The 14,371-nt window shown below is 71.6% G+C and carries 14 protein-coding genes; 6 read left to right on the top strand and 8 right to left on the bottom strand.

Annotated elements, in window-relative coordinates:
- Positions 1–58 precede the first annotated feature (58 nt).
- The 4 genes from ACFQ3T_RS05500 (at position 59) to ACFQ3T_RS05485 (ending at position 4,849) form a co-directional block, all read left to right on the top strand.
- On the top strand, positions 59–1,009 hold the full coding sequence (locus ACFQ3T_RS05500) for a sunset domain-containing protein (protein WP_380720551.1): 951 nt from the start codon (positions 59–61) through the stop codon (positions 1,007–1,009).
- Between the two features lie 96 nt (positions 1,010–1,105).
- Positions 1,106–2,212, top strand: a complete 1,107-nt coding sequence (locus ACFQ3T_RS05495; RefSeq protein WP_380720549.1) for a chemotaxis protein CheB — start codon at positions 1,106–1,108, stop codon at positions 2,210–2,212.
- Entirely contained in the window at positions 2,209–2,940 is a 732-nt protein-coding gene (locus ACFQ3T_RS05490) for an ATP-binding protein (RefSeq protein WP_380720546.1), read from the top strand. The genes ACFQ3T_RS05495 and ACFQ3T_RS05490 overlap by 4 nt, the downstream gene beginning before the upstream one ends.
- A gap of 61 nt (positions 2,941–3,001) precedes the next feature.
- A complete protein-coding gene (locus ACFQ3T_RS05485; RefSeq protein WP_380720543.1) occupies positions 3,002–4,849 on the top strand; it encodes a CheR family methyltransferase in 1,848 nt (615 codons plus the stop codon).
- A 69-nt stretch (positions 4,850–4,918) separates the two neighbouring features.
- Here ACFQ3T_RS05485 and ACFQ3T_RS05480 read toward each other — a convergent pair whose 3' ends face one another.
- The 4 genes from ACFQ3T_RS05480 to ACFQ3T_RS05465 all read right to left on the bottom strand — a co-directional run bounded on the left by ACFQ3T_RS05480 (position 4,919) and on the right by ACFQ3T_RS05465 (position 7,995).
- Positions 4,919–5,266 (bottom strand): STAS domain-containing protein, encoded by a 348-nt coding sequence (locus ACFQ3T_RS05480; protein ID WP_380720541.1) that lies wholly within the window; start codon positions 5,264–5,266, stop codon positions 4,919–4,921.
- Positions 5,267–5,351: 85 nt separating this feature from the next.
- Positions 5,352–5,897 carry a hemerythrin domain-containing protein gene (locus ACFQ3T_RS05475; RefSeq protein ID WP_380720538.1) on the bottom strand — a complete coding sequence of 182 codons (546 nt, stop codon included), beginning with the start codon at positions 5,895–5,897 and terminating at the stop codon, positions 5,352–5,354.
- A 42-nt stretch (positions 5,898–5,939) separates the two neighbouring features.
- Positions 5,940–6,947, bottom strand: coding sequence for a C40 family peptidase (locus ACFQ3T_RS05470; RefSeq protein WP_380720535.1), 1,008 nt, complete (start codon positions 6,945–6,947; stop codon positions 5,940–5,942).
- 175 nt (positions 6,948–7,122) lie between these two features.
- Positions 7,123–7,995 (bottom strand): PfkB family carbohydrate kinase, encoded by an 873-nt coding sequence (locus ACFQ3T_RS05465; protein ID WP_380720532.1) that lies wholly within the window; start codon positions 7,993–7,995, stop codon positions 7,123–7,125.
- 241 nt (positions 7,996–8,236) lie between these two features.
- Between ACFQ3T_RS05465 and ACFQ3T_RS05460 the strand changes: the two genes are divergently transcribed.
- Together ACFQ3T_RS05460 and ACFQ3T_RS05455 are read left to right on the top strand one after the other, a co-directional pair.
- Positions 8,237–9,424 (top strand): lytic polysaccharide monooxygenase, encoded by a 1,188-nt coding sequence (locus ACFQ3T_RS05460; protein WP_380720529.1) that lies wholly within the window; start codon positions 8,237–8,239, stop codon positions 9,422–9,424.
- The gene (locus ACFQ3T_RS05455; protein ID WP_380720527.1) at positions 9,424–9,966 is read left to right on the top strand and encodes a hypothetical protein; all 543 of its coding nucleotides are present in this window, start codon (positions 9,424–9,426) and stop codon (positions 9,964–9,966) included. Before ACFQ3T_RS05460 ends, ACFQ3T_RS05455 begins: the two co-directional genes overlap by 1 nt.
- Before the next feature lie 10 nt (positions 9,967–9,976).
- Here the strand turns inward: ACFQ3T_RS05455 and ACFQ3T_RS05450 are convergent, their stop codons facing one another.
- From ACFQ3T_RS05450 to ACFQ3T_RS05435, 4 genes are all read right to left on the bottom strand, one after another.
- A complete protein-coding gene (locus tag ACFQ3T_RS05450) occupies positions 9,977–11,020 on the bottom strand; it encodes a LacI family DNA-binding transcriptional regulator (RefSeq protein WP_380720524.1) in 1,044 nt (347 codons plus the stop codon).
- Between the two features lie 352 nt (positions 11,021–11,372).
- Complete coding sequence (locus tag ACFQ3T_RS05445; protein WP_380720521.1) at positions 11,373–12,191, bottom strand: carbohydrate ABC transporter permease; 819 nt, start codon at positions 12,189–12,191, stop codon at positions 11,373–11,375.
- Positions 12,188–13,009, bottom strand: coding sequence for a carbohydrate ABC transporter permease (locus ACFQ3T_RS05440; protein WP_380720518.1), 822 nt, complete (start codon positions 13,007–13,009; stop codon positions 12,188–12,190). Before ACFQ3T_RS05440 ends, ACFQ3T_RS05445 begins: the two co-directional genes overlap by 4 nt.
- 32 nt (positions 13,010–13,041) lie before the next feature.
- Positions 13,042–14,319, bottom strand: coding sequence for an extracellular solute-binding protein (locus tag ACFQ3T_RS05435; protein WP_380720515.1), 1,278 nt, complete (start codon positions 14,317–14,319; stop codon positions 13,042–13,044).
- Positions 14,320–14,371: the final 52 nt, after the last annotated feature.

Below are 14,371 nucleotides of genomic sequence, written 5' to 3'. Positions count from 1 at the left end.
TCGTCGGGACCCTTCAGATCAACGTCCTGTCCCGCTAGCAGTGGTCGTAGGAGTGGCAGTGTTCTGGTCGTTCATCGTCCCGTTCGTCCTGTGCGTCCTGGCATTCCTGGCGGGTGGGTTGCTCACCAGGCAGCGGCTCAACGCCACCATCCGCGACCTGCGCGCGCAGCTTGACGCGCGCCCCGCCGCGCCCGCTGCCGCCGTCGTGATCCCGGAACAGACCGCGCCCGCCGAGGAGTCCGAGCCGGTCGAGGCCCCGGCCAAGGCCGAGGCTGCGGTCGAGTCCACTCCGGACGTTGTGGTGGCGGCCGACACCGCGCCCGAGGTCGAGGTCGTCGCGGTGCCGGACAGTGCCTCTGTGTCGGAGGTTGCCGCCAAGGCCGAGACCGCCCCCAAGGCCGAGACCGCCCCCGAGGCCGAGATCGCGGCCGTGCCGGAGGTCGCTCCCAAGGCCGACATCGCGTCCGAGCCCGAGGTCGCCGCTGTGCCGGAGGTCGCTCCGGTGGCCGAGACCGAGCCCGAGACCGAGACCGCTGCGGCGCGGGAGGTTGTCGCGGCGCCGGAGGTCGCTCCCGTGGCCGAGTCCGAGACCGCGCCTGAGGCCGAGACCGCGCCGGAAGCCGCCCCGGTCGCCGTGGCCGAGGCCGTGCCGGTGGCCGAGGTCGTCGAGCGGGTCGAGGTGACCGAAGGCCCTGCCGCCGTGCCCGCCGAGACGGTGTCCTCCGAGACGGTGCCCGCCGAGACGGTGTCCTCCGAGACGGTGCCCGCCGAGGCGGTGCCCGCCGAGACCGTCGCGGCGGGAGCGGTGGTGGCGGGAGTCGGCGTGGACGCCGAGGAGGAGTGCGAGGTCAAGGGCAGCTCCAAGTCGATGATCTTCCACACGCCCGACTCGCCGTACTTCAAGCGCATGAAGGGCGACGTCACGTTCCGCTCGATCGCCGAGGCGGAGCGCGCCGGTTACACGCGGTGGACCCCGAAGACCAAGGCCGGCGCGTCGTCGTCGCAGTGACGACGCCCTGCCCCTGACCCCTGGTTCCTCCCCGTGGACGTCGGTTGCGGGGAGTAGGGTCGCCCCGCTCGGGTATCCACCGATCGGGGTGACCTGATGCCAACGCGGGACTTGATCGTCGTCGGCGCTTCCGCCGGAGGTGTGGAAGCGCTGCGCACCTTCGTCGCCGGTCTGCCCGGCGACCTGGACGCCGCCGTGGCCGTGGTCCTCCACCTGCCCGCGGGTGGCACCAGCGCGCTCGCCGGCATCCTCAACCGCGCGGGCCCGCTGCCCGCCGTCAACGCGTCCGACGGGATGGCCCTGCGGCGTGGCCGCGTGCACGTCGCACCGCCCGACCACCACCTCCTCGTGGTCGACGGCGCCGTGCACCTGTCGCACGGGCCGACCGAGAACGGCCACCGGCCCGCCGTCGACGCCCTGTTCCGCTCCGCCGCCTCCGCGCACGGCGCGCGCGTCATCGGCATCGTCCTCTCCGGCGCGCTGGACGACGGCACGGCCGGCATGATCACGATCGCCGCCCGGGGCGGCCTCACCGTCGTCCAGGACCCGGACGACGCGCTCTACGCCGGGATGCCCACGAGCGTGCTGCGGCACGTCAAGGCCGACCACGTGCTGCCCGCCGCGAAGATGGGAGCCCTGCTGGAGGACTGCGTCGGGGTCGCCGTGGACGACCAGCCGGCCGAGGACCGCTCGCGGGATGACCCCATCCCCGGAAATGGCCACCCCGGGGAGGACCGCTCGCGCGAGGACCGCCCCGGCAGGGACCGCCTCGGCACTGCGGACCTGGCCCGCCGCGAGACCGCGATCTCCGCCGCCGACGGCGGCGTGCACGCCGATGAGGTGATCCCGTTGGGCAGACCGTCCACCTTCAGCTGCCCTGACTGCTCCGGAGCGCTGGTCGAGCTGAACGCGGAGCCGAAGCGCTTCCGCTGCCAGGTGGGCCACGCCTGGACCGCCGAAGCGCTGCTCGACGCGCAGGGCGTGGCGTTGGAGAAGGCCGTGTGGACGGCGCTGCGCACGTTGGAGGAGAAGGCGAACCTCGCCCGCCGGATGCGGGGTGACGCCCACGCGCGCGGCGCGGACCTGCTGGTCCGCCGCTTCGAGCGCACCGAGGAGGAAGCGGCGCACGCCGCCGACGTGCTGCGCCGCCACCTGCTGTCCGGCACGTTCACGCGACCCGCTGACGAGGAGACGGCCACGTGACCGCCCTGGCGCTCAACCGGACCGAGGTCGACGGCGCGGTGGTGGTCCGCCCGACCGGCCTGCTGGACCTGACCACCTACCGCGACCTGCGCGACGGGCTGCTGAAGTGCGCGGCCGGCCAGCCGCGGGCGGTCATCGTGCGGCTCGCCGACGGGTTCCGCTGCGCGACGCCCGCGTTCATGTCGGTCTTCACGACGGTGTGGATGAGGGTGTCGGAGTGGCCGGGCGTGCCGATCCTGCTGGTCGGCGAGTCGCCCGAGCACCGCGAGGTGCTCGACAGCGGCGGCGGTGGACGCCTGGTGCCCCGGTTCACCGCGCTGGACTCGGCGCTGGCCGCGCTCGACCAGCCTCTCGATCGTCGGCGCGACGAGATCCACCTGCCCGAGGCGTTGGTGAGCGGCCTGCTGGCGCGCGACTTCGTCCGCGAGGCGTGCGGCCGGTGGCGGGTCGACCACCTGGCCGAGAGCGCCGTCACCGTGGCCACCGAACTGGTCGAGAACGCCGTGCGGCACGCCCGGTCGGCGCCCGTGCTGCGGCTGGAGCTGCGCGGCGGCCGGCTCACCATCGCGGTGCGCGACGACAGCCCCGAGGTGCCGGAGCAGCGGGAGGCCGAGGCGCTGCGCCCGGGCGGGCGCGGCATCACCATCATCGCCTCGCTGAGCCGGATCTGGGGTTGCTCGCCGTGGCCGCGCGGCGGCAAGGTCGTGTGGGCCGTCCTCGGTGACTGACGCCGGTCCCGGCCGGCGCCGTGATCGGGCGACGGCCCGCGGGCCGGGTAGCGTTCCCGGCGTGACCGAGCACCAGCCGCCGGACGAGGACTTCGAAGAGGTGCTGCGCTACCTCAAGGAGTCGCGCGGCTTCGACTTCACCGGCTACAAGCGCGCCAGCCTGATGCGCCGGGTCCGCCACCGGATGAGCCAGGTGGGCATCGACAGCCACACCGACTACATCGACCACCTGCAGGTCGACCCGGACGAGTTCAACGCGCTGTTCAACACGATCCTCATCAACGTCACCGGCTTCTTCCGCGACCCCGAGGCGTGGGACCACCTGCGGGACGAGGTGGTGTCGACCATGCTCGCCGAGCGCGGCCCCGACGAGCCGATCCGGGTGTGGAGCGCGGGCTGCGCGTCGGGCGAGGAGGCGTACACCCTCGCGATGGTGCTGGCCGAGGCGCTGGGCCCGGAGCGGTTCCGCCGGCGGGTCAAGATCTACGCCACCGACGTGGACGCCGACGCGCTCGTCCAGGCCCGGCAGGCGGTGTACGCGCCGCGCGACCTGGAGGGCGTGCCGGCGGACCTGGTGACCAAGTACTTCGAGCCGCACAACGGGCGCCTCGCGTTCCGCAAGGACCTCCGCCGCACGGTGATCTTCGGCCGCAACGACCTGGTGCAGGACGCGCCGATCTCCCGCATCGACCTCCTGGTGTGCCGCAACACCCTGATGTACTTCAACCAGGAGACGCAGGCCAAGATCCTCGGCCGGTTCCACTTCGCGCTGACCCCGCGCGGCGTGCTGTTCCTCGGCAAGGCCGAGATGCTGCTCAGCCACGGCCGCCTGTTCGACCCGGTCGACCTCAAGCGGCGGATCTTCCGCCGCGCCAACGGCGCCGGCGCGGTCGCGTCGAGCTTCGTCGCGCACGCGTTCCTCGAGGACCGCCGGATCGACGTGGGCGGGCTGGACCAGCTGCGGGAGCACGCGTTCTCGGCCAGCCCGGTGGCGCAGGTGGTGGTCAACGCCGAGGACGTGCTGGTGCTCGCGAACCGGCAGGCGGAGACGGTGTTCGGGCTCGGCCGCCAGGACGTCGGCCGCCCGCTGCGCGACCTCGACCTGTCGTACCGGCCGGTGGAGCTGCGCGGTTACGTCGCGCAGGTCCGGGCCGAACGCCGCGCCGTGCGGGTCAAGGAGGTGTCGTGGCAGCGGCCGGGCGGCGACCAGGTGTGGTTCGAGGTGAACCTCAACCCGCTGATCGGCCCGGACGGCGGGGTCATCGGGATCTCCATCGTCTTCCACGACGTCACGGCCACGCGCCGGCTGCTGGACGACCTCGAGTACGCCAACCAGCAGCTGGAGTCGGCGTACGAGGAGCTGCAGTCGACCAACGAGGAGCTGGAGACCACCAACGAAGAACTCCAGTCCACTGTGGAGGAGCTGGAGACGACGAACGAGGAGCTCCAGTCCACCAACGAGGAACTGGAGACGATGAACGAGGAGTTGCAGTCGACCAACGACGAACTCCAGACGATCAACGACACCCTGCGCGACCGGACCCGCGAGCTGGACCAGGTCAACGACTTCCTGGAGTCGATCCTCACCTCGCTGCGCGCCGGCGTGATCGTGCTCGACACGCGGATGCGCGTCATCGCGTGGAACCGGGGCGCGGAGGAGCTGTGGGGCGTGCGGCGGGACGAGGCCGAGGGGGAGCACCTGCTCAACCTCGACATCGGGCTGCCGCTGGAAGAGGTGCGGCCCGTGGTGTGGCAGGCGTTGGCCGACGCGTCCTTCCTCACCGAGATCAAGCTGAGCGCGATCAACCGCAAGGGCCGCGACGTGGTGGTGCGGGTGGTGTGCGGCTCGCTGCGGTCCAACGCGGGCGAGGCCAACGGCGCGATCCTCGTGATGGAGGAGAGCGGCTGACCGCGTGCCCGGCGACGGGCTGCGCGGCCGGCCGGCCCGCGACCCCGCCGGGTCGGGACCGGCCGGCGCTCAGCTCGCCGCGCCGACCGCCGGGATGATCGTGAACTGTCTGGTCAGGTCGGTCAGCTCCAACGGGCGCAGGACTGCCTTGGTGGTCGCCACCAGCTGTAAGGCCGCACCCGTCGCCTCGCAGTCCGCGAGCAGGCCGATGAGCAGGTTGATGCCGGTCGACCCGAGGAACGTCACACCGTCGAGGTCGAGCACCAGCGTCCGCACCGCGTCGTCCAGCCGCTCGCGGACGAAGTCCTCGACCACCGGCACGGTCGCCATGTCCAGCTCGCCGACGACTTCGGCGACCACCACGCCCGCGGCGGGCTCTCTCGCCGTGAGCGTGACGGCGTCGGTGAAATCGTCCATGGTCCACCCCTGGGTGCGGTCGGGCAGGATGCGGCTGTCTGCTCAACCGCGTCAAGCCTAGGCCCAAGGGAACCGGCGCCGCCCATCAGGACGGGTGTAGCTCCTTCGCCAGCTCCTGCTTGCTCATCCCGGAGGCGCCGGACAGGCCGGCGTTGCGGGCCTGGGCCAGCAGTTCCTCGCGCGTCTCCTCGCCCGGCCGGTCGCCCAGGTGCCGGGCCCGGCTCTCCGCGAACGCCCGCCCCAGCTCCTCGCGCCGCTGGTCGTCCAGCCGCTCCCGCATGCCGGGCAGGACCGTCGACTCCTCTTCCTCGACGTGGTGCGTCACGGCCTCGACCAGCTCGCGCAGCGCCTCGTCGAAGGCCGGGGACGTCGGGTCCGCCTCGGCGAGCCGCAGCAGCAGCCGCTCGGCCTCGGCGTGCTCCTCCTGGCTGTGCTCGACCTCCTCGGTCTCGCCCGCCTCGTCCTTCGCGACCGGGTAGACCTCGGCCTCCTCGGCGCGGCTGTGGGCGGTGAGCACGGCCGTCAGCACGGGCACGAGCAGCGGTCGCTTCTCCGGGTGGTTCTCCAGCTCGGCGAACAGGCGCTCGACCTCGCGGTGGTCCTGCATGATCAGGTCGACTACGTCGGGCATATCTCCTCCGTCACGCGTGTGTGGCGGGGGAGTACCCGGGAATCAGCCGACCACGCGCCGGATCACGTTGACCGGTCCGATCGACTCGATGTCCTGGATCTTCACCGGCACGCCCTCGGTGGACGCGTGCACGGCGCGGATGCCGTCGATCGCCATCGCCACGTGCGTCTGGCCCGTGTAGTAGATGATCAGGTCGCCGGCCTTGACGTCGTTGCGCGACACCGACCGCCCGATCGTCGCCTGCCCGTACGTGGTGCGGGGGATGGAGATCCCCACCGACCGGTACGCCGCCTGCATCAGGCTGGAGCAGTCCCACGTGTCCGGGCCGTTCGCGCCGAAGACGTACCGCTCGCCGCGCTGCGCCAGCGCGAACGCCAGGGCCTGGCCGGCCTGGCCCGGCGGCACCGCGATCTGGCTCATGTCGCCCGCGTTGTTCAACGCGGCCCGCTCGGCCGAGCTGAGCGAGCGGTAGGCCTCGCGCGCCTCGGTGACCTGCGCGTCGAGGGCGGACTTGCGCTGGTCGATGTCGACGATCGCCTTGTTCGCGGCGTCGGCGGCCTCGGTGGCGCGGCGGGCCGCGTCGTGCGCCTGGTCCACGGCGTCGCCGAGGTTCCGCAACGCCTCGGCGTTGTCGCCGGCGAGCACGCCGAGCGCGGACATGCGGTTCAGGAAGTCCTGCTGCGAGTCGCTGACCAGCAGCGCGGACAGCTGGTTGAACCGGGCGCCCTCGAACGACGCCTCGGTGAGCAGGTCGACCTGGCCGCGCAGCGTCTCCTGGGCCTGCTCGGCGGCGTCGAGGTCGCGGTTGGCCTGGTCGAGCGCGCCCTGGGCGTTGGTCAACGCCTCCTGCGCGCGGAGGTGCTCCTCGTTCAGCGCCTCGGCCTGCGTGGACAGCTCGTTGTACTTGCGCAACGCCTCGGAGGCGTTCGGCGGCGTGACCGGGTCGGCCGCGGCGTGGGGGGTGATCGGCAGGGCCGTCGCGATGAGAGCGGTGACGGCGGTGGCCGTCAGGGCGGCGCGGACGGTGCGCTGAGCAGGTTTCGACGCCACGGTCGCGCGGTCCTCCTCGAAGCAGGGGCGTGCCCCGAACGGGTTACTCCCCGGTCAGGTCTCGGACAGGTTACGGAACCGGCCTCGGCCGGTCCACGAGGGGTCCGGTTTCGGGCACGACTTCGTCCCCGCCGGCTGGTGGCGGGGACGGGCGGCTTTCCGGACGGGTGGCTCCTCAGACGAGCCCGACGAGGTCCGTCCGGCCGCCGGGGTGGTCCACGGCCCGGCCCGCGGCGGCGGTGGCGAGGCGGCCCGCGTCCGCCGGGTGGTCGCCGCGCGCCAGGGCGACGGTCAGCGCGGCGACGAAGGCGTCACCGCCGCCGGTCGTGTCCACGACGTGCTCCCCGGTCAACGGGATCACGGCCGCGTCGTCCGGCCACACAAGCACGTTCGCCTCGCCGGGCACCTCCAGCGCCACCACCGAAGGCCCTCGCCCGACCAGCTCGCGCCCGGCCCGCAGCGCCGCGTCGACCCCGGTGATCCGCCGCCCCGTCAACGCCTCCGCCTCGCCGTGGTCGGCGCGCACGACGTCGGCGGCGGACAGCAGCTCGGCCTCGTGGCCGTCCGGCGCGCCGTCCAGCACGACCAGGCCCCGTGCGGCGCGGACCGCGGCCAGCGCCGCCTCGGCGGGCTGCTCCAGCTGCACGACGACGGCGTCCGCGCCGGCGATCAGGGCGGACGCGGCGCGCACGTCGTCCGCCGTCACCAGGGTCGGCTCGGGGACGTCCTGGAGGTACCGGTACTCGCCGTCGCAGACGACGTCCACGATCAAGGCGGTCCGGGTGGCTTCCCGCCGCACGACCGCGGTGGTCGCTACGCCGTCCGCGCCCAGCCGCTCGACCAGCAGGCCGCCCTCCCGGTCGTCCCCGACGACGCCCACCAGCGCCGCCGTTGCGCCGAGCTGCCTGGTGCCGCGGGCGATGTTCGCGCCCTTGCCGCCGAGCACTTCGCGGCGTTCCCGAACCCTCGCCGAGGCGCCCGATCCGGGCACTTCGGGCACCACGAGGACCAGGTCACGGGCTATCTGGCCGATCACCGCGATCCGCATGCCGGAGCGGTACCCGGCGGTCACCAGTTGAAACGGGCCGTTGACGTGTGGTCACCCGTAGTGCGATCGTAATTCTGGGAGCGCTCCCAGCCCGACATCCACTCGCTGACAGATCACCGTCGATCTGAAGGAGACATCCTTGCGACTCAAGCGCTTAGGGGCGTTGGCCGTGGCCGCGCTCGGCATCGTCGGTGTTACCAGCGTGTTCGTCCAGAGCGGCGTCGCGGTGGCACACGGTTCGATGACGTATCCCCCCAGCCGCACCTACGCCTGCTACGAAGACGGCAGGATCGGCGGCGGTGGCGGCGACCTCAACCCGACGAACCCGGCGTGCGTCGCCGCGGTGCAGATCGGCGGGAAGCAGCCCCTGTGGGACTGGTACGGCAACCTCATCAGCCTGGCCGGCGGACGGCACCGCGAGATCATCGCCGACGGCGACCTCTGCGGTCCGACCACCAAGTACGACGCCTACAACCTGGCCCGCAACGACTGGCCGGTGACCACCCTCCGGGCGGGCGCGCCGATCAACTTCAAGTACAACGCGTGGGCGCCGCACCCCGGCCGCTGGGACCAGTACGTCACCCGCGACGGCTTCGACGTCACCCAGCCGCTGAAGTGGTCCGACCTGGAGCCCGTGCCGTTCGACAGCATCACGAACCCGCCGCTGGGCAACGGCGAGTACTCGTGGAACGGCACCCTGCCCAACAAGACCGGCCGCCACATCATCTACTCGATCTGGCAGCGCAACGACAGCCCCGAGGCGTTCTACAGCTGCTCGGACGTGATCTTCACGGGCGGCGGCGGCGGTGACACCCAGGCGCCCACCGCGCCCGGCGCGCCCACGGCCACCGCCTCGTCCACCTCGGTCTCGCTGAGCTGGGCGGCGGCGTCGGACAACACCGCGGTCAGCGGCTACACGGTGTACCGGGAGGCGGGCGCCACGGACGTGGCCGTCGCGACCAGCACGGGCACCACGGCCACGGTCACGGGCCTCACCGCGAGCACCGCGTACCAGTTCTACGTGGTGGCGCGGGACGCGGCGGGCAACACCTCGCCGCCGTCGGCCGCGGTGTCGGTGACGACCACCGCCGGCGGCGGCACGACGCCCGGCGCGTGCGCCGTGACGTACACCGTGGGCAGCTCGTGGTCCGGCGGCTTCACCGCGAACGTGTCGGTGAAGAACACGGGCACGAGCGCGGTCAACGCGTGGCAGCTGGTCTGGGACGTCCCGGCGGGTCAGGGGATCACCCAGGCGTGGTCGGCCGAGGTCGCCGTCGCGGCGGGCAAGGCCACGGCCAAGGGCGCGAGCTGGAACCAGAACATCCAGCCGGGTCAGAGCGCGAGCTTCGGGTTCAACGGCTCCTCGCAGGGGACGCCGACGAGCCCGACCGCGTTCACCCTCAACGGCGCGCTGTGCGCCGCGGCCTGATGTTCGCGCGATGCGCGGCCCTGGTCGCGCTCCTGGTGGGGTCGGTCGCCTGTTCCTCGGCGACCGGCACCACCGGCCTCGGGTCGAACGCCCTCGGCCCGCCGCTGGGCACCTCCGCCGAGGTGGCCGCGTGGGTCGAGGAGAAGACCGGGCAGTGCGACGAGGTGGCGTCCCGGAGCATCGAGGAGTTCGCCGACTTCGTCGGCCCGTTGCGCGCCAAGCTCTACGCGCCGTACGTGGTCGAGTGGTCGACCTGCCAGGCGGGGCCGTACGAACGGCTCGGGCTGGTGGTCTTCCAGCGGGAGAAGCTGGCGGACTTCCAGCGCGCGTGGCAGGGGGCGCTGTCGAGCGGCGAGGTCTCGGACAACCCGGACTTCGGCTTCGGCAACGGCTTCGCGCTGAGCGGCACGCTCGGCCTGGAACTGCTCGGACTGCACGAACTGCGTTGCACCCCGGTGGGGCCGGACGACGAGGTCGGACACACCGTGCCCGCGGAGGCACAGGGGTGCGTCTACACCCAGAAGCCGGGCCACCACCACTAGAGGCGGCTCGTCAGCGCGGCGCGGCGGTGCTCTGACGCACCACCAGCGTGGTGGCAAGCTCGATTCGGCGGTGTTCGGGCTCTTCACCACGTGCCAGCGTGATGGCGAGACGGGTGCCCGCCGCGGCCATGTCCTGCAGCGGCTGCCGGACCGTGGTCAGCGGCGGGCCCACCCACTGCGCCACCGGGAGGTCGTCGAACCCGACGACGCTCAGGTCCTCCGGGATGCGGAGGCCGGCGGCGCGCGCCGCCTCGTACACGCCGAGGGCCTGCAGGTCCGACCCGGCGAACACGGCCGTGGGCGGGTCCGGCAGGTCAAGCAGCGGCGCGAACTGGGCCCGGCCGGACTCCACGTGGAAGTCGCCGTAGCGGACCAGGGCGGGGTCGAACGCGAGGCCCGCCGTCTCCAGCGCCGCGCGGTAGCCGTCGACCCGCGCGCGGCTGCACAGCACGCGCTCCGGGCCGCCGATCATGGCGATCCGGCGGTGGCCGAGCTCGATCAGGTGACGGGTGGCGGTCAGGCCGCCGTTCCAGTTGGTGGCTCCTATGGACGGCGTCTCCAGCTGGGGTTCGCCGATCGGGTCGACCACGACGACCGGGATGTCCCGCGCGCGCAACTTCGCCAGCTGCGACGACGTCAGGTCGGAGAAGACCGAGATGACGGCCAGGGGCTTGCGGGCGATGACGCCCTCCAACCAGCCGTGGCCGGGGGTGAGCCTGCCCTGCGACTCGGACAGCACGAGCGCGAGGCCCTGCTCGGCGGCGACCTGCTCGGCGCCGCGGATGATCTCCAGCGCCCACGCGCTCTCCAGCTCGTGGAACATCAGTTCCACCAGGTTGGAGCGCTTCGACCGCTCGTCCGCCCGCCGCTGGTAGCCGTGCCGGCGGATGATCGCCTCGACCCGTTCCCGGGTGTGCGGGGCGACGTCCGCACGCCCGTTCATGACCTTCGAAACAGTCGGTACCGACACCCCGGCCTCGGCCGCGATGGCCGCGATGGTGATCTTGCCCGAGGCGGTGCCATCCGAGGGTGACGGGTCGGCTTTGGTCGGCATGAGGGCAGTCTACGGCAGCCCCGCCCAGTTCCGGCCCTTGGACGCGGAGGCTGGCTGCTGGGGCGTTGGTCACTGCCCAGGGGAACATCGGGACCGAAACAGTCGCCGTGGAGACCGAAAATGGCGACGTCCGGTTCGACCGAAGCTCCGCGTGACCCACGCTACCGGAAAGCGGTCCGGCGCGTGCGGCGACGCGCGTCGACCCACCGCGACGGCTCCGGGAACGGCAAGGGCTCGGGCCCGTGGGAGAGAGTTACGGGCCCGAGCCTGTCGGGTGGTCCGGCGGTAGGTCGCCGGAGGGGGACGGCGGCCGCACCGCCGTCCCCTCACCTCCCGGGCACCGGGGTGCCGGTCACTTGCCGAAACCGGCCGTGAGGCCGCTGAGCAGGAACCGCCGGCCGATCAGGTACACCGCGAAGATCGGCAGCACCGACAGCGTCACCGCCGCCAGCAGCGCCGGCACGTTCGTGCCGAACTGGCCCTGGAAGTCCCACAACCCGAGGGTGAGCACCCGCGACGACTCCGACTGGGTGAGCACCAGGGGGAAGAGGAACCCGTTCCACGCGTTGAGCGACGTGTAGACGACCACGGTCATGATCGCCGGCCGCGCCAGCGGCAGGACCAGGGACACCAGCACGCGCATCGGACCGGCGCCGTCGATCGACTGCGCCTCGTACAGCTCGCGCGGCACGTCGCGCAGGCTGTTGGTCAGCACCAGCATGGCCACCGGCAGCGCGAACGCCGCCGTCGGCAGGATGATCGCGGTGAGCGTGTCGTACAGCTGCATCCGGGTGATCATCAGGTACACGGGGATGATCGTGGCCTGCGCGGGGATCGCCAGACCCATGAGGATCAGGGTGAACCCGCGCTGCACGAACGGCCCCGTGTTCCGGACCACCGCGTACGCGGCCGGCACGGCGACGAGCACCACGATGCCCACCGTCGCGACCGTCACGATCACGTTGTTCAGCAGGTACTGGCCGAAGCCGCCGGTGAGCACGGTGACGTAGTTGTCCAGCGTCAACGCGTCCGGCAGTTCCCACGCGCCCTTGCCGAGGTACTCGCTGCGGGTCCGCAGCGACACCGTGACCAGGTAGATCAGCGGTCCGAGGATGAAGGTTAGCCACACCAGGGCGAACAGCCCAGCGGGCCAGTTGGGACGAGGCTTCACGACCCCTCCTGCTGGCTGCTCATCGAGCGGAACCCGCTCCAGCGCATGACCGCGATCGACAACGCGGTGCCGAGCACGACCAGCACGACCGCGATCGCGCTCGCGTAGCCCATCTCGAAACCGCTGAAGCCGGTGATGTACATGTGCAGCGGCAGGATGCGGGTCGCGGTGCCCGGCCCGCCGTTGGTCAGGATCAGCACGGTGTCGAACGTGGTCAGCGAGCCGACCAGCATCAGGACCGACGACGTGACGATCGTGTACCGCAGCTGCGGCAGCGTGATGTGCCGGAACTTTCCGAACCTGGTGGCCCCGTCCAGCGTCGCCGCCTCGTAGAGCGACGGCGGCACCGCCCGCGCCGCGCCCTGGTAGAGCAGGGTGTGGAACGGGATGAACTGCCAGGAGATCACGAGCACCACCGTGTAGAGCGCGATGTCGGGGTCGCCCAGGAACAGCGGGCCGCCGACGAACGCGCCGAAGTTCGGCTCCAGCAGGGCCTGCCACAGGAGGGCGATGGCGGCCGTGGACAGCAGCAGCGGGAGGAAGAAGATCGAGCTGAGCACTGCCCTCGAGCGCTGCTTGCCGGCCGCCCAGACCCCGACCAGCAACGCGATCGGGGTCTGGACGAGCCACGACATGACCATCAGCAACAGGGTCCGCCACACCGAGGCGCGGGCCTCGGAGTCGTCGAGCAACCGGGACCAGTTCTCCGCACCGTTGAACTGCGGCGTGCCCAGACCGTCCCAAGCGGTGAAGCTCAGGTAGATCACGAGGATCATGGGCAACGCGGCGAACAGGGCGAAGAACGCGAACGCCGGCACGGCATACCAGGCCGAAGGCCGCTGGGACGACATCAGCGCGCGGCCACCGCGTCGACGAACTGCTGCGGCGAGACCTTGCCCAGGAAGAACTCCTGGAGCTGGGTCAGCATGAACGTGGCGTCATCGGCCGGGAGGTCTTGGTCCCAGGACAGCTGGAAGTTCTTGGAGCCCAGCACCATCTCGTAGATGAACGTCGCGTACTCGGGGTGCGCGGACTTCTTCAGCTTCTCCTCGGCGCCCACCACCGGCGGGACGTCACCGGCCTCGATCAGCGCCTCGACGTAGGAGTCCTCGTGGAGCGTGGTCGTGACGAACTTCTTCGCCGCGTCCAGGTTCTTCGAGTCCGCGGTCGCGGAGTAGAAGTTGCTCACGTTGCCGACCAGGTTGGACGGGTCGCCCTTGCCGCCGGGGATCGACGGGAACTCGATCCAGCCCAGGTCGCCGTTCTTCACGAAGTCCGGGCTCTGGTCCAGCTGGTTGGTGTACTCCCACGAACCCATGAGGTGCATCGCGGCCTTGCCCTGGGCGAGGATCGTCGAGGCGCCACCGGCGTCGTAGCCGACGGAGGCGAAGGCGTCGCCGAAGCCGCCGCGGTCGATCAGCTCCTTGAGCTTGGTCATCGCCTGGACGACGGCCGGGTCCTTCCAGCCCTCGGGGCCCTTGTCCCGGATGTTCTTGAACACCTCGTGGCCCGCGAAGCGGTCGAGCACGTACTCGGCCCACATCAGCTCGGTCCACGCCTGGGTGCCGGCCAGGGCGATGGGCGTGATGCCCTTCGCCTTGAAGGTGTCCACCAGGGTCAGCAGCTCGTCCCACGTCTTCGGCGGCTGCGCGCCCGCCTCGGTGAAGACCTTCTTGTTGAAGAACAGCAGCACGGGCTGCATGCCGCGCATCGGCACGCCGTAGTACTTGCCGTCGAGCTTCGCGCCGTCGAGCACGCTGGGGATGAACTTCTCCTTGACGGCCTTGTTCTCGTCCAGCACGGAGGTCAGGTCGGCGACCTTGCCCGCGTCGACGTACTCCTTCAGGTTGCCGCCGCCCCAGTTGAAGAACAGGTCGGGAGCCTGCGGGGAGCCGATGGCCACCCGGAGCCGCTGCTTGTACGGGTCGTTGCCGAACGTCTCCAGCGAGGCGTTGCCGCCGCCCGCCTTGAACGCGTCGATCGACTTCTGCTCGATCTTGTTGAGCACCGGGTCCTCGAGGGCCCAGATCTTCAGGGCTCCGGCGTTGGTCTCGCCCGGACCGGACGAACCACACGCGGACACCACTGCTGTCACGGCGACCAGCCCCATCGCGATGAGGGGACGCACCCATGAACGGCGGGACATGCGACCGCCACCCTTCTGCCACGCTGCGGATTTG

This window comes from Saccharothrix hoggarensis, assembly GCF_042678885.1.
In the GTDB taxonomy this organism is placed as follows: domain Bacteria; phylum Actinomycetota; class Actinomycetes; order Mycobacteriales; family Pseudonocardiaceae; genus Actinosynnema; species Actinosynnema hoggarensis.
This window is presented reverse-complemented; position numbering and strand designations above follow the sequence as displayed.